This is a genomic window from Thalassotalea insulae, from assembly GCF_030161395.1.
Lineage (GTDB): Bacteria > Pseudomonadota > Gammaproteobacteria > Enterobacterales > Alteromonadaceae > Thalassotalea_E > Thalassotalea_E insulae.
This window is the reverse complement of record NZ_BSST01000001.1, coordinates 3018831-3039986: the sequence shown is the minus strand read 5'-3', so window position 1 is coordinate 3039986 and position 21156 is coordinate 3018831. Positions and strand designations below refer to the sequence as shown.

General features: G+C 40.9%; 19 protein-coding genes. 4 read left to right on the top strand and 15 right to left on the bottom strand.

Features of this window, described 5'->3' with window-relative positions:
- Nucleotides 1-78: 78 nt before the first annotated feature.
- From der to iscX, 11 genes are all read right to left on the bottom strand, one after another.
- Complete coding sequence (der, locus tag QQK06_RS13770) at nucleotides 79-1518, bottom strand: ribosome biogenesis GTPase Der (protein WP_284245308.1); 1440 nt, start codon at nucleotides 1516-1518, stop codon at nucleotides 79-81.
- A gap of 100 nt (nucleotides 1519-1618) precedes the next feature.
- Nucleotides 1619-2842: an outer membrane protein assembly factor BamB gene (gene bamB, locus QQK06_RS13765; protein ID WP_284245307.1), complete on the bottom strand. Its 1224-nt coding sequence runs from the start codon at nucleotides 2840-2842 to the stop codon at nucleotides 1619-1621.
- A 104-nt stretch (nucleotides 2843-2946) separates the two neighbouring features.
- The gene (locus tag QQK06_RS13760; RefSeq protein ID WP_284245306.1) at nucleotides 2947-3585 is read right to left on the bottom strand and encodes a YfgM family protein; all 639 of its coding nucleotides are present in this window, start codon (nucleotides 3583-3585) and stop codon (nucleotides 2947-2949) included.
- Between the two features lie 9 nt (nucleotides 3586-3594).
- A complete protein-coding gene (gene hisS, locus QQK06_RS13755; protein ID WP_284245305.1) occupies nucleotides 3595-4869 on the bottom strand; it encodes a histidine--tRNA ligase in 1275 nt (424 codons plus the stop codon).
- Between the two features lie 97 nt (nucleotides 4870-4966).
- The gene (gene ispG, locus QQK06_RS13750) at nucleotides 4967-6085 is read right to left on the bottom strand and encodes a flavodoxin-dependent (E)-4-hydroxy-3-methylbut-2-enyl-diphosphate synthase (RefSeq protein ID WP_284245304.1); all 1119 of its coding nucleotides are present in this window, start codon (nucleotides 6083-6085) and stop codon (nucleotides 4967-4969) included.
- Nucleotides 6086-6112: 27 nt separating this feature from the next.
- Nucleotides 6113-7078 carry a RodZ domain-containing protein gene (locus QQK06_RS13745; RefSeq protein WP_284245303.1) on the bottom strand — a complete coding sequence of 322 codons (966 nt, stop codon included), beginning with the start codon at nucleotides 7076-7078 and terminating at the stop codon, nucleotides 6113-6115.
- Between the two features lie 13 nt (nucleotides 7079-7091).
- Complete coding sequence (gene pilW, locus QQK06_RS13740; RefSeq protein WP_284245302.1) at nucleotides 7092-8282, bottom strand: type IV pilus biogenesis/stability protein PilW; 1191 nt, start codon at nucleotides 8280-8282, stop codon at nucleotides 7092-7094.
- A gap of 33 nt (nucleotides 8283-8315) precedes the next feature.
- Nucleotides 8316-9476, bottom strand: a complete 1161-nt coding sequence (gene rlmN, locus QQK06_RS13735; RefSeq protein WP_284245301.1) for a dual-specificity RNA methyltransferase RlmN — start codon at nucleotides 9474-9476, stop codon at nucleotides 8316-8318.
- A 339-nt stretch (nucleotides 9477-9815) separates the two neighbouring features.
- Nucleotides 9816-10247: a nucleoside-diphosphate kinase gene (ndk, locus tag QQK06_RS13730; RefSeq protein WP_284245300.1), complete on the bottom strand. Its 432-nt coding sequence runs from the start codon at nucleotides 10245-10247 to the stop codon at nucleotides 9816-9818.
- A gap of 185 nt (nucleotides 10248-10432) precedes the next feature.
- Nucleotides 10433-12124 carry an NAD-dependent malic enzyme gene (locus tag QQK06_RS13725; protein WP_284245299.1) on the bottom strand — a complete coding sequence of 564 codons (1692 nt, stop codon included), beginning with the start codon at nucleotides 12122-12124 and terminating at the stop codon, nucleotides 10433-10435.
- A 181-nt stretch (nucleotides 12125-12305) separates the two neighbouring features.
- Nucleotides 12306-12506 (bottom strand): Fe-S cluster assembly protein IscX, encoded by a 201-nt coding sequence (gene iscX, locus QQK06_RS13720; RefSeq protein WP_284245298.1) that lies wholly within the window; start codon nucleotides 12504-12506, stop codon nucleotides 12306-12308.
- Nucleotides 12507-12730: 224 nt separating this feature from the next.
- Here iscX and QQK06_RS13715 point away from each other — a divergent pair, with 224 nt between their 5' ends.
- The 3 genes from QQK06_RS13715 (at nucleotide 12731) to QQK06_RS13705 (ending at nucleotide 15263) form a co-directional block, all read left to right on the top strand.
- Nucleotides 12731-12976 carry a DUF2164 domain-containing protein gene (locus QQK06_RS13715; RefSeq protein ID WP_284245297.1) on the top strand — a complete coding sequence of 82 codons (246 nt, stop codon included), beginning with the start codon at nucleotides 12731-12733 and terminating at the stop codon, nucleotides 12974-12976.
- An 89-nt stretch (nucleotides 12977-13065) separates the two neighbouring features.
- A complete protein-coding gene (locus tag QQK06_RS13710) occupies nucleotides 13066-14271 on the top strand; it encodes an NnrS family protein (RefSeq protein WP_284245296.1) in 1206 nt (401 codons plus the stop codon).
- A gap of 35 nt (nucleotides 14272-14306) precedes the next feature.
- Nucleotides 14307-15263, top strand: coding sequence for a D-2-hydroxyacid dehydrogenase (locus tag QQK06_RS13705; RefSeq protein WP_284245295.1), 957 nt, complete (start codon nucleotides 14307-14309; stop codon nucleotides 15261-15263).
- Nucleotides 15264-15332: 69 nt separating this feature from the next.
- On the opposite strand, the gene QQK06_RS13700 is transcribed toward QQK06_RS13705, so the two are convergent.
- The gene (locus QQK06_RS13700; protein WP_284245294.1) at nucleotides 15333-16670 is read right to left on the bottom strand and encodes an NAD(P)/FAD-dependent oxidoreductase; all 1338 of its coding nucleotides are present in this window, start codon (nucleotides 16668-16670) and stop codon (nucleotides 15333-15335) included.
- A 68-nt stretch (nucleotides 16671-16738) separates the two neighbouring features.
- Here QQK06_RS13700 and QQK06_RS13695 point away from each other — a divergent pair, with 68 nt between their 5' ends.
- Nucleotides 16739-17305, top strand: coding sequence for a GNAT family N-acetyltransferase (locus QQK06_RS13695; RefSeq protein ID WP_284245293.1), 567 nt, complete (start codon nucleotides 16739-16741; stop codon nucleotides 17303-17305).
- Between the two features lie 36 nt (nucleotides 17306-17341).
- Here the strand turns inward: QQK06_RS13695 and QQK06_RS13690 are convergent, their stop codons facing one another.
- The 3 genes from QQK06_RS13690 to thrC form a co-directional block, all read right to left on the bottom strand.
- Nucleotides 17342-18859, bottom strand: coding sequence for an aminotransferase class V-fold PLP-dependent enzyme (locus QQK06_RS13690; RefSeq protein ID WP_284245292.1), 1518 nt, complete (start codon nucleotides 18857-18859; stop codon nucleotides 17342-17344).
- A 196-nt stretch (nucleotides 18860-19055) separates the two neighbouring features.
- The gene (gene ung / locus QQK06_RS13685; protein ID WP_284245291.1) at nucleotides 19056-19784 is read right to left on the bottom strand and encodes a uracil-DNA glycosylase; all 729 of its coding nucleotides are present in this window, start codon (nucleotides 19782-19784) and stop codon (nucleotides 19056-19058) included.
- 64 nt (nucleotides 19785-19848) lie between these two features.
- On the bottom strand, nucleotides 19849-21141 hold the full coding sequence (thrC, locus tag QQK06_RS13680; RefSeq protein ID WP_284245290.1) for a threonine synthase: 1293 nt from the start codon (nucleotides 21139-21141) through the stop codon (nucleotides 19849-19851).
- Nucleotides 21142-21156 lie beyond the last annotated feature (15 nt).

The window sequence follows — 21156 nt, the reverse complement described above, 5'->3', positions numbered from 1 at the left end:
AATAATCATTACACTAGTCAAGATAACGCATAAATGCAATCTTTATTAACTTTGACTATGAATAACCGCACCCAACTGTTAATCGTCAGTTTTTTTATAACCTTGCGTTTTACGCGCTAATTTTTTCTGATCGGTATAACTGAGTTTTTTCTTACCTGAGAATGGATTAGCCGTTTCCCTAAACTCTATTTTTATTGGTGTCCCCATTACCTTGAGTGATTTACGGTAATAATTCATCAAATAACGTTTATAAGAAACCGGTAAATGCTTAGTTTGATTACCATGAATCACGATAATCGGTGGATTATAACCACCGGCATGGGCATATTTTAACTTGATCCTACGACCATTATGCATTGGCGGCTGATGATCAAACACTGCCATATCCAAAATCTTCGTGACCATAGAAGTGGAAATACGCTTAGTCGCAGACACAAAGGCCTCTTCCACCGACTCATAAAGGTGTCCGACCCCGGTACCATGTAATGCTGATATAAAGTGAATACGGGCAAAATCAATAAAACCTAAACGACGGTCAAGTTCGGTCTTAATCCGATCTTTGACATGTTCGTCTAAACCATCCCATTTATTTACCGCCAATACTAAAGAGCGACCAGCTTCTAAGATGAATCCTAGTAAGCTTAAATCTTGATCAGTAATGCCTTCGTGAGCATCTATAATCAGTAAGCAAACGTTAGCATCTTCTATCGCCCGCAAGGTCTTAATCACGGAATACTTTTCTACCACATCGGTGACATTCTTACGACGACGAATACCAGCAGTATCGATTAAGGTATATTCACGACCATTACGTTCCATTGGAATATAGACACTATCACGGGTGGTACCAGGCATATCGTAAACGACGACCCGTTCTTCCCCTAAAATACGATTAGTTAATGTTGATTTACCAACGTTTGGTTTACCGATAATCGCCAATTTAATCTTGTCGTTTTCTTCTGGCGCATCTATTTCTTCACTATCTTGCGCAGCTTCTGACTCAGGCGTTTGTTCCTGACCCAAAGCTTCAATATGTGGCGTTAATGCTAACGTCAATAATTGGGTAACACCACGGCCGTGGGCAGCCGCTATTTGATGCACTTCTCCTAACGCTAGCTGATAAAATTCAGCGACAGCAGAATCAGCATCAATACCATCTATTTTATTAGCCACCAAAAAGACTTTTTTATTTTGCTTGCGCAGGTGATCTGCAATACCTATATCAGCCGAGGTTAAGCCAGCTCGGGCGTCGACTAAAAACAACACAGCATCCGCTTCTTCAATCGCCATTAGGGACTGTTCCGCCATTAAGGCATCAATCCCTTCTTCATCACCGTGAATACCACCAGTATCAATGACAATGAACGGATGTTCTTCGACCTCAGCCTGACCATATTGGCGATCGCGCGTTAAGCCAGGGTAATCTGCAACCAGTGCATCTCGGCTACGAGTTAATCGATTAAATAATGTAGATTTACCGACATTGGGACGTCCAACTAGCGCGACGACAGGAAGCATGTTGACCTCAAAAATTTATTTTCATTAAGTTTAATAACAAACAACGGCTCCGAAGACACTATTGCGACGGAACCGTTCTTAGTTTAGTTGATAAAAACTGTTAGGGTGTTTCTATCGCTTGTAAATCACCATCACGTGATTGTACATAAAGTATATCGTTATCGACGGTTGGAGTTGCGTAAATACCACTGCCATCGACATGATGACGGGCAACGATTTCACCTGAATCTTGATCTAGCCAGTGCAAATAACCTTCAAAATCACCTACAACTATGTAATTTTTCACAACAGCAGCACCAGTTACCCCCCGGTTAGTAAACGATAATTGGCTCCATTTCTCTAGGCCATTATTACGATCAACCGCATAAATGTGTCCCTTAACATCAGTAATAAATAAGCTATTACCACTCACTGCAATTGGACGATAAGAAGAGTATTTACGTTTCCAGATAGTGCGGCCTGAACGTAAATCAATCGCCACTAAATGACCTCGTGATGATACAGCATAAACCTTATCACCATAAATTAACGGTTTACTGTCGATATCAACAACGCGTTGCAACTCTGTTGAACCCGTTGCTTCACCCACTTCAGTGGTCCAGCCTTGCTGGCCGTTTTCCAGAATGTAAACGGTCATCATGCCATCAGCCGTACCAACCAGCACACCACCTGCAGTAATTGTCGGCGTACTGATACCACGTAAGGTTAATGGCGGCACATCTTGTTCGATTTGCCATTGCTCTTCACCGTTACTGGCATTGAATGCTTTAAGTACACCAGAGGCGGAATTAACCACTAAGGTACCAGCATCAATAGCCGGAGCAGCAATCACTTCCCCTTTAATCTTTTCCTGCCAAGAAAGCTCACCATTTTCCGCATCTAATGCGATCACTTTACCGTTTTCACTGCCTAAAAAGATTTTGTTAATGCCTGCAACCGGACCACCACTGATCAATGCCGATTTTTTACTCGCAAAAAAGCCACCGTCTGGGGTTTCCGTACGCAAGTCTGCATGCCAAACTTCTTTGCCATCACTAAGATTAAAGGCATATACATCACCTTCTCGACTGGCAGAAAATACTTTATCGTAGGCTACAATTGGGTTTAATCGAGAAAAATAATGACTAACGCCATCACCGACGCTTTCTTCCCATAAAACTTTCGCTTTAAACTGTGGTGTAATTTCTGTTAACTCTACCGGTTCAGTTTCATCAATTTCATCTTCAGTTGAAGAACACGCCACTAATCCCGTCAACAAACAACCAGCTAACAGCTGTTTGGCAAAACTCGTTTTTGTTATTTTCATTTGTATAAAAGTAAGCACTTATGGCTCCAATATTTTTGCATTAACTTCTTTGACCAGAAATTTAACCAAAGTTCAGGGTAATTTTTGGTATCAGCAATTTACTGAATAAAGCTAACGACTAATTACTTAGCTAAGACGATATTCTGCGCTAAATCATCTAGCTTCATTTGCAGTGCCGGCGCAACATTTTGTCCTGACGCTTCAATAGCAGCCTGATAAGCTGTTCTAGCAAGTTCAAGTTGCTCTTGCTTTAAATAAGCATCGCCTTTAATTTCTTCAACACTGGCTTTAAATGATTCAGGCAATGCTTGAGAAACAGTTGCAATGGCTTGCTCATATTGCTCTAACTGCACTTGTACTCGAGCCAGTCTGACAGTAGCAATGGCTTTTAAACTGTTATCAGATGATTTTTCAATCGCCGTGGTTAAGTATTTTGCTGCTTGTTGCCAGTCTTGGTGCTCAGCGGCATCTTTGGCTAAGGCAAATGCCGTTAACGCGGTATAACTTGAATCAGCATTTTCATTAATAAATTTTTCGCCCGCTTCGCGATATGCTTCGTCATCTTTATCAGCCAGTTCAAGCACATTTTGGTAGGCTTCAGAAGTATTAATCTCACTTTCAAGCTTATGCTCCTGATAATTACCATAACCAATAAAGCTACCAAAGCCGATAAATAATCCGGCAATAATAGCATTACCATTATTGTGCCAAAATGCCTTAAGTGCTTCGACTTGTTGTTCTTCTGTTTGATGATCTGCCACAGTTTACCCTTAAATTAATGTCGTTAATAAGTGCGGTATTTGGTCAAATGCCACACTTTGTTGTTCATCTTGCCCGCGTAAATATTTTACTGTCACTTCTTGGTTAGCTATTTCATCTTCTCCCAAGATAAGTGCAATTTGTGCACCTGACTTATCTGCACGTTTCATTTGTTTTTTCATATTGCCACCACCACAGTGGCATTGAATGCGAATATCCGGTACCAGATCTCGCCATTTTTCTGCTAATGCATTACCGCTAATGCTTATGTCATCACCTAACATAATGACATAAGCATCCACTTGTGAACGAACGTTTTGCGCTTTATCTAAACTGGTCAGCATTAGTACTAGTCGTTCTATACCTAAAGCAAAACCAAACGCTGGTGTTGTTTTGCCACCAAGCTGTTCAACCAAACCATCATAACGACCACCAGCACAAACCGTGCCCTGAGCCCCTAAACTGTCAGTGACCCATTCAAATACGGTGCGATTATAATAATCTAAACCACGTACGAGCTTGTCGTTAATCACATAGTTAATACCTGCCGCTGCTAAGCGCTGACAAACCTGAGCAAAATGTTCACGCGATTCGTCACCAAAATAATCGGCTAATTTAGGCGCACCTTCTAGTGCTTCCTGAACTTGCGGGTTCTTACTATCAAGTACGCGTAATGGATTAGTATGCATCCGACGCTTAGAATCTTCATCTAATTGATCGACTCTTTCTGTTAAAAATGCCACTAAGGCATCACGGTATGTAGCACGTTCCTCGTTCGAGCCTAACGAGTTTATCTCTAAAGTAACATAGTCACTAATGCCTAATTCACGCCATAAACGCGCCGTTAAACTGATCACTTCTGCATCAATATCCGGCGTAGCGATACCAAACGCTTCAACACCAAACTGGTGAAACTGACGATAGCGCCCTTTCTGTGGTCTTTCATGTCTAAACATCGGCCCCATATACCACAGGCGTTGTTCCTGATTGTATAGCAGCCCATGCTGATTTCCAGCACGCACACAAGATGCCGTGCCTTCCGGACGTAAGGTTAAGCTATCACCGTTACGGTCGTCAAAAGTGTACATTTCTTTTTCAACGATATCAGTTACTTCACCGATAGAACGTTTAAACAAAGCGGTTGATTCAACAATCGGCATCCGAATCTCAGCAAAACCGTAATTGCTCACAACACGACGCAATACAGATTCAACCATTTGCCAAACATTTGTTTCAGAAGGTAAACAATCGTTCATCCCTCTAATCGCCTGAATTGTTTTACTCACCTAAGTGTTCTCTCTCACAGAAATATTAAAATAAAGCGCGCATTATAGGCAGTTTACCACCAAACGTAAACTAGCCATGATATAAGCACGGAAGTTGCTATTCGATTTCTTGGATATTAATTTTTCTTGATTGATCCAACATTGCCGCTTTAGCGCGGATACGTTGTTCCAGTTGATTGACTAAATCATTGTTATCAAAGCGCTCTTTTTGACGAACGCCGTCTAAATAGAAACCACTTTTTTTGCTGCTGCCAGTTAAGCCAAGATCAGAAACCGTTGCTTCTCCCGGACCATTGACAATACAGCCAATAATAGAGACATCCATTGGAGTTAAGATATCTTCCACCCTTTGCTCTAACTGATTAACGGTGTTAATAACATCAAATTCCTGACGTGAACAACTTGGACATGCGATAAAATTAATGCCCCGGCTACGTAACTTCAACGATTTTAAAATATCAAAACCAACTTTAATTTCTTCTACCGGATCCGCCGCTAATGACACACGCAAGGTATCACCGATACCTTCAGATAATAATAAGCCTAACCCCACAGAGGACTTTACCGAACCAGAACGTAGACCGCCAGCCTCCGTTATTCCTAGATGTAACGGGTTATCAATTTGTTTGGCCAATAGTCGGTATGAGCCGACGGCAAGAAATACATCAGAAGCCTTAACACTGACTTTAAATTCGTGAAAGTTCAGGCGGTCTAAAATATCGACATGACGCATCGCTGACTCTAATAAAGCTTCCGGTGTTGGCTCTGTATACTTTTCCTGAATATCCCGCTCCAGTGAACCGCCATTAACGCCGATACGAATTGGAATATTTTTATCTCGGGCGCACTCAACCACGGCTCTGACGCGATCTTCCCGACCAATATTCCCCGGATTAATACGTAAACAATCAGCGCCATAGTCAGCCACTTTAAGTGCAATACGATAATCAAAATGAATATCAGTCACTAACGGCACATTCACTTGTTTTTTAATTTCTTTAAACGCTTCAGCTGCGTCCATCGTCGGCACACTGACCCGGACAATATCTGCCCCCACCGCTTCCAATGATTTGATTTGCGCGACGGTTGCGGCAACATCTGTGGTCAAGGTATTGGTCATCGACTGTACGCTAATTGGCGCATCGCCACCAACAGGGACATTACCAACCATGATTTGTCGAGACTTTCTGCGGATAATTGGAGATTCTTTAAACATAATAACTCAAAAGATTATCGAAACGTGTTATTCAATAGGTAAGGTAAATTTAGCAATATTACCTTGGCTAAACTGCGACATATCAACCGCTTGTTGCTCAAATACGATACTAACTAATTCAGGTTTACCTAAAGTGATAGTAAACGGTGCCTGACCACTAATATTCATTACATAACCAGACTTTTTAATGCCCCAGGCAATACGCTCACCAGTAGCATCATAAATATTAACCCAGCAATCACCGGAAAAGGTAAATTGGGCACTTTCCAATGTACCAAAATCTGTTTCAGTTTCAGCGACATTATCTTGTGTTACAGCTACTTTTTCCACCTGACTTTCCCTAGCATCAAGGTCTTGTTCAACCAGCGGTTGAATAGCTTCAACACTAGCTTTAGTCTCTTGCGGTGAAGGTGTCACTAATGTATCTGCTAACGGTGCTCTAGCACTATCGTCGTTAATTGCTGGTGAGGTTATCGTTATTTGTTGATCACCTGCAACTGGTTGTTCTTGTTCCACTTGCGGCTTTTGCACAGAACGGGTTGTTACTTTAGCTGTTGCTTGTGGTTGATTTTGTTTACTGTCTTGCAACCACCAAACTATGGTTGAACCGATTAACAACGCCAAGATCAAATAACTGAGCCACATAATACGATTATTTTCTGCCTGCTTTTCTGTTTGCTTAGAAAAACTTTGCATTTCAGCGCATTGCTGCTGCGCAACATTGAGCATTTCATAGCTTGCCAACACGTCACTTACTGAGATATTGACCAGCTTAGCGTAATTTTTTAAATAACCACGATTAAACGTATCAGGCAGCGTTTTATCAAAAATATCCTGCTCAATTTCTTTCACTAAGGCAGTGCGAAAATTTAATTTATCAGCAACTTGTTGCTGACTTAATCCGATAGCCGTTCGCGCTTCTGCCAGCATTTGCCCAGGGCCAACTACTTCAATATCTTCTGACAAGTCTGCTACTGTATTTTCATTACTCATCTAGTTCTAACCCTTAAGATTTTGCTACTTTTTTTGGGTTTGCCAGGTAAATCACGTCACCAATTTTTATCAAGTCGCTACGTTTAATACCATTCCAGCGTTCAATCGCTTTCATATGAATATTATACTTTTTCGAAATCGAGTATAAACTATCACCCTTGCTCACAACATGCACTGGTACAGAAACCTTAGCATCAGTCTGGGTCGTCTTTTCGACTATGACTTTATCAACAGTTTGACTCGCGGATTTTACCTCTGGCTTTTCCATTTTCACTACTGGCTTATTAACTTGGCTCTCCAGCTTAGGTGCTGTACTTTGAGTCTTAGGCGATAACTTAAGCGTACGCTTTTGCTTTTTAGGTTTACTGTTCTGCTTAGCCAAATAATATTGTTTCGCTATACGATCTGCTTCAATTTCTCTCAGGCCATTCAGTAAATACTGCTTTGCCTGATAACTATGAGGGAACATTTTCACTAACATGGCAGCATAATTTTTGGCCATTTTTAACTTGTTTTGCTGTGCAAATACTTTATAAGCCAGAGCTAACGAATCAGGTGAAAAACGTCGAGTTGCTTTTTCGTAACGATGTAAATGATTTTCCGCCGATTTGTAAGCACCTTTGGCATATTGCAATTTGACCATATTTAGTAATGACGATGCATCACTTGGACTATGTAAAATCGCTTTTTCCAGATACAGTTCAGCTTCATCGAAATGATTTGCCTTTAATTGACATAACGCCAAGTTTTCATAACTTTGTGACACTAGCAGATAGCTAGGTACGGCTATCGCCTTTAAAATTTGTTTTTCTGCGGCCGCATATTTGCCTTGCTTACAGAGAAAGACACCATAATTATTCAGGGTATCGGCATCATCCGACTTTAACGATAATGCTTGTTCATACGCTGCGGTTGCCTGTTCTGGTTCTCCAACACTATCATAGTAGTGAGCAAATGCCGTATGCACCTGTACTAGCTTAGGCGCATAGCGCTTTGCTTTTTCCAGATTCAATTTCGCCTGAGTGGTATTGCCCATTTTTAAATAACCAAGTCCAAGTGAAATACGCGTCATGGCGATTTCATTATTAGAAGATTCATTTTGGACAACAGGGGTTGCGTTATCGTTTTCGTAAGTTTGAGTGACACAGCCTGAAACGGCCATTGCTAAACAACAGCTGAGAATAAACCGATTATATTTTTCCATAAATTACTGACGTCACTCTTTATTTGTACATTATCAGACTATTTTTACTGAAATTTGTTCAGCTTTCACCTGTTTTTTTTCCGCATTAGCGGAAGTACGTTTAGTACGGTCTAAAACATCCCCGGCTAGTTGACCGCAAGCAGCGTCAATATCGTCACCTCGAGTACGACGAGTGATCACTGTAAGTCCATAAGATTGCAAGACTTTATCAAATCTATCGATACGTGAATTACTCGAACGTTTGTACGGCGATCCCGGGTAAGGGTTAAAGGGGATCAAATTAATTTTACTCGGTAAATCTTTTAGTGCATGCGCTAATTGATGTGCTTGCTCGGTACTATCATTGACATGATCTAGCATCACATATTCTATCGTCGCCTGCTTATTGGCTTTAGAACCATCAATATAACGGCCAGCTGCCTGCAAAAACTCTTCTAACGGATATTTTTTATTGAGTGGTACTAATTCATCACGCAGTTTATTATCCGGTGCATGAATTGAGATTGCCAACGCGCAATCGATTTTTTCTTTCAGCATATCAAGCGCAGGCACCACACCAGAAGTACTAACTGTTACGCGACGTTTTGATAAGCCATAACCTAAATCATTTAGCATGGTGTCTAATGCCGGGATCAGGTTTTTCATATTAAGCAAAGGTTCGCCCATGCCCATCATCACAATATTGGTAATAGGACGTTTACCGGCAATGCGGGTAGCGCCAATATCATTTGCTACGCGCCAGACCTGGCCGATGATTTCAGCCATCGACAAGTTACGGTTAAAACCTTGTTGTGCAGTAGAGCAAAAGGTACATTCCAAAGCACAACCTACCTGAGAAGAGACACATAAAGTTGCGCGATCATTTTCCGGGATCCAAACAGTTTCCACTTCCTGCCCACCTTCGAGCTTAAGGGCATATTTTATCGTACCATCAGAAGATACTTGCTTTTGTGATATTTCCGGCGCTTTAATCTCAGTATTTCGCTGTAACTTTTCCCGCAATTTTTTATTAAGATTGGTCATTAACTCAAAGTCTGAATAACCAAAGTGATATATCCATTTCATGATTTGATCAGCACGAAACGGCTTTTCACCAATAGAAGCAAAATACTCACGCATCGATTGATGATCAAAATTTAACAGATTGACTTTTTTAGTCGCAGATGGCGTAACCACTTCGGTAACATCACTCATGAAAGAACTTTCTCAATATAACAAAATTTAAAGGGCGCAAATTGTACACTTTTTAGGCGAAGCAGACAATTTGAATTCGAACTATCGCTAAATTTTAATATGCTCAGGCAATTAATGCAGATACTATCACCGCCAAGCAATACTCAAATTTAATGACAAAAGTGAAACCACTATACGTAGAAAAGGATTTCACTGAAAATCAGCAAAATCCTTTCAATATTTAATTCAGTTGATAATCACAGCTGTTAGGAAATATTCGCGAAAGTGGTGCAAAGCGTAGTTTACTACGTGAGCACCACCGACAAAGAAGATTTATTAACAGCGAAGATTAACGCTGAATTAACGAGTGCGTGGGCAAATCTCTTCGTCTGAGAAGAAATAGGCAATTTCACGAGCCGCAGATTCTAACGCATCTGAGCCGTGACAAGCATTTTCATCAATTGAATCAGCGTAATCAGCACGTAATGTACCCGCTAATGCTTCAGCAGGGTTAGTCGCGCCCATGATTTCACGGTTTTTAAGTACCGCATTTTCGCCTTCTAACACTTGAACCATTACCGGGCCAGAAGTCATAAACTCAACTAAAGCACCAAAAAAAGGACGTTCGCTATGCTCAGCATAAAAACCTTCAGCTTGTTCTTTAGATAAATGAACCATTTTTGATGCAATGATTTTTAAACCAGCAGTTTCAAAACGGTTGTAGATTTGACCAATAACATTTTTTGCTACTGCATCTGGTTTTACGATAGAAAACGTACGTTCGATAGCCATAATAAGCCCCTATTAATAATTTGAATAAATTAGATTAAAAAATTTGGGCGCGATTATAGACCAATAACAATTAAATGCCTACTGTTATAAATTTGCAATAAACCCCAACCGAGCATTATTCGCGGTATTTAACCAACAAATGGTTAAATACCCGTTGAAATCCCATTACTTATGCGAAGCTGAGATTAAATACTAATACGTTTATAATAACGGTATGTGGGGTGCCAAAAATTACGTTCAATTTTTGCCCGCAGATTATCATCATCAATACGTAGCGCTAGTTCTTGATCAAATGCCACTTGCGCAACAGCAAAAGCTATCTTTTTACTTAAGTTAGCAATTTCTGTTAACGGCGGTAACAGTTCGCCAGTGCCATGATTAGCTAATGGTGAGGCTTCAGCTAACGTTTTACTGGCAACCATCAACATTTCATCGGTAATACGATTAATATTCGCTGCTACTACCCCTAAACCTAAACCCGGGAAAATATAACTATTGTTGCATTGAGCTATAGGATAAAGTTTACCATTATGTTCAACTGGCTCAAACGGGCTACCTGTCGCGACAATCGCCTGACCTTCTGTCCAATGAATCACTTGCTCTGGCGTTGCTTCTACTTGCCTTACCGGATTACTTAACGGGAAAATAATTGGCAGTTCACAATGCGTTTTCATGGTTTTTATTACTTGTTCGGTAAACAAACCTGAGACACCAGAAACACCGATTAAAATATCTGGTTTGGCATTTTCCATCACTTCCAATAATGATGCATAATCACCACTAATTTGCCATGAATTTAACGCCGAAGATTTCTGCATTAATTTTTGCTGAAAATCTCGCAAGTCTGCCATACCTTCGGTTAATAAACCGAAACGGTCTACCATAAAGATCTGACTACGCGCCTGCTCGGGCGATATGCCTTCACTGATCATTTGGGCAATAATTTGCTCTGCAATACCACAACCGGCAGATCCTGCGCCAACGAAAGTGACTTTTTGTTGCGACAACTTTTTCCCTTTAGAACGACAAGCCGCCAATAAGGTCCCGACAGTAACAGACGCAGTGCCCTGAATATCGTCATTGAAACAGCAAATTTTATCGCGATATCGCGTTAATAAAGGTGTCGCATTTGGCTGAGCAAAATCTTCAAACTGTAACATTACATGCGGCCAGCGACGTTTAACTGCACTGATAAACATATCAACAAATTCATCGTACTCAGGCTGACTGATACGCTTACGACGTGAGCCCATATACATAGGGTCATTTAATAACTTTTCATTGTTAGTGCCGACATCTAACATCACAGGTAAACAATATGCCGGACTGATCCCACCACAGGCGGTATATAAAGCTAGCTTTCCGATCGGGATCCCCATACCACCAATGCCCTGGTCCCCTAGGCCTAAAATACGCTCGCCGTCGGTTACCACTATCACTTTGACTTTATTTTTCGTCGCATTGCGTAATATATCATCGATTTGATCACGCTCATCATAGGCAATAAACAGACCGCGGTTACTGCGGTAAATGTCAGAAAATTGCTCGCAAGCATCACCCACTGTTGGTGTGTAGATAATTGGCATCATCTCTTCTAAATGATCTTGTACTAACTTGTAATATAAGGTTTCATTTTTATCCTGAATCGCCCGCAGGTAGATATGCTTATTAAGGTTGGTGCGAAAACTACTATATTGGCGGTAACAGCGATCCGCCTGCTCTTCTATTGTTTCATAACTAGGGGGCAGTAATCCGGTCAAATTAAAACTAATGCGCTCCTCTTTGGAAAACGCACTCCCCTTATTTAACAAAGGCGACTCAAGCAGACTGGGGCCAGCATAAGGGATGTATAACGGACGATTCGGCGACTTTGGCATAATGACTTTAATTTTATTAGTTAGTTGAAGATAAATATAATGAATAACGAAAATTCACCAGATTAATTATCGATAGTATAATCGATAGCAATTCAAGACAACAGTCAGCAAAACAGAGATTGGCAAAAAATAGCTAAAAGTTAGCTAAATAAAGCAAACTATGAACGAATTTAAATTATTCTTAATCCATTTCTGCCATCCAGGCCAGCTGAATGGCTTCTAAAATACGTTCACCGCAATGATTTGGATCATCATCAAAACTGTCTAATGCTAAAATCCACTCTCGTAGTTCAGTAAAATGCAGCTTAAACGGGTCAACATCAGGGTGTTTCTCCATTAACTCTAATGCCAGTTCTTGTGAATCTATCCAACGATATCCCATGATCTATTCCTTATTAAAATAGCAAATGAAACCAAAGTGCGTCGGCAATCAGCATCAGTAGTAACCAAAATAAAATTAACCGCGTTTTACGGCAAAATTCACAGTCTGTATGCCATAATGCCAATAACTTCTTTTTCATATAATTCAATTATTAATAAAGCCAATTCCCAGAGTATAGGGTAAAATTTAACAATCAGATAATAGCAGCAAAAAATAACCCGACTATGACAACAATAAAATTCTCCTCTCAGGAAAAAGTGCAAATCGTGAGCAAAATTCAGCGTTATTTTGAACGTGAACTTGAACAAGAACTTGGTCAGTTTGATGCAGAATTTTTACTCGATTTCTTTGCCGAAGAAATTGGCGGCTATTTCTATAATCGTGGCCTATTTGATGCGCAACAGCTGCTCAACGAGCGAATCGAGCAATTGGGTGATGCCATTTATGAACTAGAACAGCCAGTTAATTAGCTGTTAATCGATAATTTGATTTAGCGCATAATAATCAATAGCTAAACCATTATACTAACCACGTTTACCTTAGAAAGAAGCAAAAAATTATGATGCAAATAACCGATCTCCAAAAAGAGCAAAAAATTATTCCTTTGCTACGTTTAGGTTTTAGACCGTTTTTCTTACTGGGTGCTGTTTTTGCAATAGTTGCTATTATGTTATGGCTGGCAATACTGCAAGGAAAGCTTACATTTACTCCTTTAGGTGGCGGTTATTGGTGGCATCTACACGAAATGATTTTCGGTTTTGCCGGTGCCATTATCGCAGGTTTTTTATTAACCGCGGTACAAAATTGGACCGGTATTAGGGGAATTCAAAACACATCATTACTATTTTTAGTACTATTGTGGCTCACTGCGCGCGTTAGCTTGTTGATGCCAACGCTACTTGGTCACACTGCCACTATGCTGGTAGATCTATCCTTTTTTCCTGCGGTTGCGCTGTTTTTAGGACGACCTATTATTGCGATAAAACAATATCGTAATTTATTTTTTGTCCCTTTACTGATACTACTCACAGTGATCAACAGTCAAATGTATTGGGCACTAACAGACTCCACGATGGTTTCAAGCCAGTTAAGCGGCTATGCAGGCGTAATGGTAATTACGTTTTTGATGTCAGTAATGGTTGGCCGAGTTGGCCCCATGTTTACTGCTAACGGCACTCAAACTCCGAAAGTAGAAACTCTTCCCTGGTTAGAAAAAATAACGAATGGCTCAATTGCTCTTATCGCTTTTTATCTGCTTGCTCATCCACTCATCCCAACACAGTTTTCTGTGCTCGGCGCACTAATGCTCGTTGCAGGTATATTACAGCTAAACAGAATAGTGAGATGGCGTCCGTGGATCACGATAAAAGTCCCTCTACTTTGGTCATTACATTTATCAGTGATTTGCATCGCGTTAGGCATGTTGCTAATCGCTTTAAGCTATTTCTCAGAAAACTTTGCCAGTAATCACAGTTGGCACTTACTTACCATTGGTGGCATGGGTGGGTTAATTTTAGCAATGATATCCCGAGTTTCATTAGGACACACAGGCAGAATGCTGCAACCACCAAAAACTATGTCTTTGGCATTTTCACTGATCTTTATTGCTGCTTTAGTACGCGCTATTTTACCTAGCCTGATGCCTGCATCTACCATGATGTTTTATCATGCCAGTGCTGGTTTATGGTATATCTCTTTTGGTTTATTTGTGTATCATTATGCCCCGATGTTAGTCAGTGCCCGCAAAGACGGTCGTCCAGGCTAGTAATGATTTGATCAATAGCTAACGGAGCATAGTGAATGAAAGCGGTATTTTTAGATCAAGACACTTTTTCAACTCAGGTTTCGCTAAAGCGTATCGCAAAACAGGTAACAGCGCTTAAATGCTACCAACAAACTCAAGCCTCGCAAGTGGTCGAGCGGAGTCTAGATGCCGAAGTGTTGATCACCAATAAGGTGGTATTAGATAACAAAATATTAGCGCAATTACCTAAACTTAAATTAATTTGTATCAGCGCAACAGGGATAAACAATATCGATCTCTTAGCTGCACAACAACATCATATCGCAGTTACTAACGTTTCAGGTTATGCCAAACAATCCGTCGCACAATATGTATTCGCTCAGCTACTTAATTATTTCAGCCAGCCCAATCACCACATAGCTAATGTAACTCACGGGCAATGGCAGCAATCGACCAGTTTTTGCCTGCATGGTAATGGTAGTAGTGAATTAGCCGGCAAAACAATCGGTATTATTGGCTATGGCAGCTTAGGGCAAGCAGTAGCCCAAATCGCTCACGCTTTTGGTATGAAAGTTATGATAAGTGAGCGCCCTAATGCAGCAATGGTAAGAACCAATAGAAAGTCATTTAATCAAGTGATACGCGAAGCTGATATCTTGACTTTACATTGCCCGCAAACACCTGCGACAGAAAATCTGATCGATGCTCAAGTACTGAGTGAAATGAAGTCCAGCGCAGTGTTGATCAATACCGCACGTGGTGCATTGGTTAATGAGCAAGATTTACTCACTGCACTTAAGCAAAACGACATCGCCTACGCAATTCTGGATGTACTAAGTGAAGAGCCGCCTAAAGCAAATCACCTATTACTGCAAAATCAGCCGAAAAATTTAGCGATCACCGGCCATATCGCCTGGGCCAGTATAGAAGCACAACAACGATTACTAGACTTAGTCGGTGACAATATTGCAGCGTTTAAGCAAGGACAAACAACCAACCGGGTCGATTTATAGCCTGTTCTAAAGTTATAACTCTTTGATAACAAGCCGTTAATTAACGGCTTTTTCTTATACTCATAACGACTAAAACCAGGTATCTTTGATTTTGCCGTAATGGAAATAGCCCCATTGACCAACTCGTCTCAGTGGCGCTAAGGGAAATTTAGGTAACGCACAGTTATAAAGCGGCAAATCAGGAACCGCGGCTTCAGCCACTTTATCAGCTAAACGCTTACCCGCCTGCACCGAAAATGAAACTCCTGAGCCGCAATATCCCATGCTATAAAACACATCTTTACTGTCATTTTGATAGATATGTGGCAAGTCATCTAGCGCCATACAAATCCACCCAGACCAGGCATAGGCGATATTAATATTTTGCAATGCCGGAAAGCTGGTTTTTAACACCTGCAATAAACGATTAGCATAATAAGGATCTTCTGCACTTTTGCCAGTGATAGCCCCGCGTCCGCCAAATAAAATACGATTATCCGGTAGCTTACGGTAGTAATATTTTAACGCCCGGGTATCCATCACCACATTTGACGATAAAAAGTTACAGGCCGCTAACTGCTGTTCCGTTAAGGCATCGGTCACTATCACCTGAGAAAGCACTGGCAAAGTTCGATTGGTGACTAAAGGATGAAAGCCCTTCGGCGTATAGCCATTGGTGGCTATCACCACTTTTTTTGCAGACACAATGCCGTTAGGTGTAATAAGCTGATGACCATTGCCCGTGCTTTGCCAGTTAACAACAGGTGAAGAACAATGTATTTTTGCTCCAGCTTGACGAGCCAATTTTTGATAGCCCCAGGCTAGCTTTAATGGATTGATGCCATAACCATCTTGATAACGAATCGCACCATAGGCATTTTGGTCTGCCATATATTGCTGATGCAGTTCATCTCGTGATAGCACCTGGACATCATAACCAAACATTTTTTGTTGCAGTTTCGCTAAATCCACCAGCTCCTGTAGCTTATTTTCCTTGTGAGCAACTTTGATATAGCCAGGCTGCTGTGCCTGACAATCTATGCCTTCAGCAATCAATTGATTGACCGTCGCGACGCCAGCGGACATTTCGTCGTATATACCACGCATCACCTCTTCTCCCCACTGCTTTTGCATTTGAGAGTAAGATTTTCGGCCAGAAGACTTTAAAATAAAGCCAGCATTGCGACCACTGCAGCCCCACGCCGTTTGATTTGCTTCCAACACAGTAGCATTAATGCCGTAGTTTCTCGCTAAATGTAGCGCACAAGAAAGCCCAGTATAACCTGCCCCTATGATGGCAACATCGACATTAATATCTTGCGTCAAGGCCTGGTCATTTTCCGGAGGTTGACCTGAAGTTTCCGCCCAATAACTTGATGGATAGGCAACTCCGCAGCCAGGAGATTTATCATGTAACGGATCGTACATCGTATTACCTTTAGTTAATATTCGATGATAAACTACCAACTAATTCCACAATAGCCAATAACAAATATATGAAATCAGAGATTATTTATCGAAACATAGAGTCAGGTGATTATGATGCCGTTATTGCACTCGGTACCTTAGTACACGGCGAGGGTTATATTGACCAAGAGAACATCAAACAATGGGTAGCCAAAGGGATCAAAGGAGATATCAACGCCAGTTATGTCGCGTATCACCAAGATAAGTTGGTAGGCTTTCGTTTAACCTATGCTGCCGAACAATGGGATATCGACAAATGGTGTAGCCCGCAATTATGGCAAGTTGCTGCTGAGCATGTTTGTTATTTTAAATGCAATACTGTCGATGAAAATTATCGCGGCTACGGTATCGGCAGTGAACTACTGAAACTTTCCATTAAGGCAGTAAAACAGCAAGGTGCTACAGCCGGAGTAAGTCATTTATGGATGCAAAGCCCAGGCAATAGTGCCGTTAAATACTTCACTAAATGTGGTGGAAAACTAGTACAGGAACACCCAGACAAATGGAATGAATGGTGTGTTCAAGGCTATATCTGTCCAATTTGTGCCAGTGACTGCCACTGTAGTGCGGCAGAAATGATCATCTACTTCAACTAGTATCGGTTGAAGTAGATTTTCAATAAAACAACTCGCTTAGCCAAATATCCGATGTAATATCGACGTTGAGCCATTAGTTTGCTGTGTAGTCGCTAACGGATCAAATTGTGCCAACTGGGGAAAACTCACCTCCAGTTGTCTATGTTCAAAGTCACCCGTTGATGGGTTAAAACGATAATCTTTACTCCATTCTATTAGATTAGCGGTAACCTGATTAATGGCATCAACAATAAACGCCACTTCCTTATCTGACATCGTAGGGTGAAATGATGCTCTAATCCAACCTGGTTTTTCAGCAAAATCACCTGAGTCTATTTTCTTGGTAATTTCACAGGATGTATCATGATCAACATTTAATAGAATATGGCCGTAGGTGCCGGCACAAGAGCAACCACCCCGAGTTTGTATGCCAAACCGATCGTTTAACAAACGCACAACTAAATTATGATGAGCACCTTTAACATAAAACGAAACGATCGCCAGCCGATCTTTAATATTTGGTTCCAGCATCACGACCTGCTGATTTTGCGCAAGCTGTTCCATGACATAGTGAGTAATTTCCTGTTCACGCTGTTCAATATTTTCCACCCCCATGGCATCTTTTAATTTAATCGCCAAGGCTGTCCGTATGCATTGCAAAAATCCGGGTGTACCGCCGTCCTCTCTTAACTCGATATCGTGAAAAAAACTATGTTCACCCCAGGGGTTAGTCCAAGTCACTGTACCGCCGCCTGGATGATCCGGCACTTTATTGTGATAGAGCGCTTTATTAAACACTAACACCCCTGAACTCCCCGGACCACCGAGAAACTTATGCGGAGAAAAGAAGATTGCATCAAGGGCCTGCTTAGGATCAGCAGGATGCATATCAATATTGACATAAGGGGCAGAACAAGCAAAATCAATAAAACACAAGCCACCAAATTGATGCATAATTTCCGCCAACTGATAATACGGCGTTTTTATACCAGTGACATTAGAACACGCAGAAAACGAACCGATTTTTAATTTGCGATGCTGATACTGTTCCAGTAATTGTGATAAATGCGCTAAAGACGGCAAACCATTACTGTCTGGATCGACAATTTCCAGCGTGACATCACATTCGTACCAGGTGGTTTGATTAGAATGATGTTCCATATGGGTAATAAACACCACAGGACGATCTTCTTCGTTAAAATGCACTTGATTTTGCATACGCTCAGGAATACGTAATCCTAATATACGCTGAAACTTATTTATCACCCCGGTCATTCCGGTATCAGCAGTGATCAAAATATCATTGCTACAGGCATTGACGTGTTTTTTTATCACTTGCTGTGCTTCATGATATGCATGAGTCATAGCACTACCGGTTAAGTTAGTTTCCGTATGGGTATTAGCAACAAACGGCCCTAAGGTATTAGTGAGGTAATCTTCAATCGGCTGATACAAACGACCACTAGCAGTCCAGTCCGCATAGATAATTGCTTTTTCCTGACCGTTAATACTATGGCTTAGGTCATTACCGATGACGTGACGACGAAATGGAAGAAAGTAGTTTTCTAGAGACATCCGATTACCCAAACAAATTCAAAGTAAATAAATTTTAGCACTTATTGAATTTACAGCAATATAAAACCACCAAACCATCAAAACAAGCAAATACAATCTACAAAAACAACATTTATGAGTTAAAACACACCAATCAAACCACTAATAGCTCAATTATTAAAATAATTTTTCATAAAATGCGTAAATTAGAAATAATTTAGTCAATAAATAACTCAGCTTGAGCACTTGATTTCCGCTCACTGAGCTGCCAGTTAATTGGTGCTTTACCTTGCTCGGTTAACCAAGCATTAGTTTGTGAAAATGGTCGACTACCAAAAAACCCTCGATATGCCGACAGTGGAGATGGATGCGGACCGTTAAGCACACAATGCTTAGTACTATCTATCATCTTCGTCTTTTTTTGCGCATGACTACCCCACAAAATGAACACACAACCACTATTTTCCGCACTTAATTTTGCAATGACAGCTTCAGTAAAGTTTTGCCAGCCAAGGCTAGCATGTGAATGTGCTTGTCCTTGTTTCACCGTTAATACCGTATTAAGTAATAATACCCCCTGCTGTGCCCACAAGGTTAAATTACCGTGTTTGGGGGCAACGAATCCTGCAATATCTGTAGCTAACTCTTTATAAATATTAACTAAAGAAGGAGGGATTTTGACATCAAAATTCACTGAAAACGCTAAACCATGCGCTTGAGGTTGACCTTTATCACCAATGCCGTGATAAGGGTCCTGTCCAAGGATCACTACTTTAATATCAGGTAAGTCACAAAAACTAAAGGCATTAAAAACGTCCTCCTCTAAAGGAAAAATAACGTCTCCCTGCTGACGTTGTTTAGCTATTTCGTTCGTCAGTGTTTGAAAATAAAGCTGCTGTTGCTGCTCGCTAATTAACTGTTGCCAAACCGGCTTGATATTATTCATAAAAAAAGGGCAGTTATCGATCACTGCCCTTAGTGTACCTTATGCACATAATGGTAAAAAGTAGTTAATTATCTGCTAATAAATAAGCGCGCAACTCACTGAACTCATTACTTTTATCAACAGACAAAATAGATTCAGTTGCACAATCCGCTAATTCTTTAGGTAACGCAATTGGCTGCCCTAAAGTGCTTTCTACCACTTCTTTAAACTTCGCTGGATGAGCCGTTCCTAAAAAGACTCCAAACTCATCACTGTTAGCATTGTATTGCAATGCCTTATAAGCTACCGCTGCATGAGGTTCAGTAATGTAGCCCAATTTCGCGATAGCGATCATCGTCATTTGCGTTTGTTCTTCGTCAATCGATACTGAGCTTACACAGTCTTTATCGACAAGGCCTGATTTAAGCATATGTTCAACCCGCGGCCAATTATTAGGATTACTAACATCCATGGCATTTGACATAGTAGCAACAGTTTCATTTGGCGACCATTCACCGGTTTGAAGATAACGCGGCACCGTGTCGTTGGCATTGGTCGCGGCAATAAAGCGCTTAATTGGCAGTCCCATCGCTTTAGCAAATAAACCGGCCGTTAAATTACCAAAATTACCACTAGGCACGGAAAAAACTAAGTTCTCTAGTCCGGTCTTACCTTGCTGACGATAGAGCTGAGCCACCGCTTCAAAATAATAACAAATCTGCGCCAGTAAACGGCTAATATTAATAGAGTTAGCAGAATTTAAACCGATAGCATCTTTTAACTTCTGATCATCAAATGACTGCTTAACTAACGCCTGACAATCATCAAAATCGCCATCAACAGCAATAGTTTCAATATTGCCACCTAGGGTGGTGAACATTTTTTCCTGCAATAAACTGATCTTGCCTTTCGGGTATAAAATCACTACGCGAATATTATCGATACCATGAAAGGCATGAGCCACTGCCGCGCCCGTATCACCCGACGTTGCCGTTAAAATGGTAATTTTTTTATTTGCACTAAAAGTTTGTAAACAGCGAGCCATAAAGCGAGCGCCAAAATCTTTAAACGCTAATGTTGGCCCGTGGAACAACTCCAAAATAGCACGACTTTCATTGATCGGCTGGATTTGTGCCGGAAAGTTAAAAGCATCGGTAATAATTTGCGTTAACGCCTGTTCCGTTAAATCTTCACCAACAAATGGATGTAATACCTTAACGCTGCGCTCGACAAAAGGCATCGCCAATAGCTGTTCAATATTATCGAAATGGGGAACCTCTTCAGGGAAAAATAAACCTTGATTACGTCCCAGACCTTGCTTAACCGCGCCAGCAAAACTGACTTTTTCATCGTTTTCTTTCAGATTATAAAATTTCACGTATTTCTTCCTAGT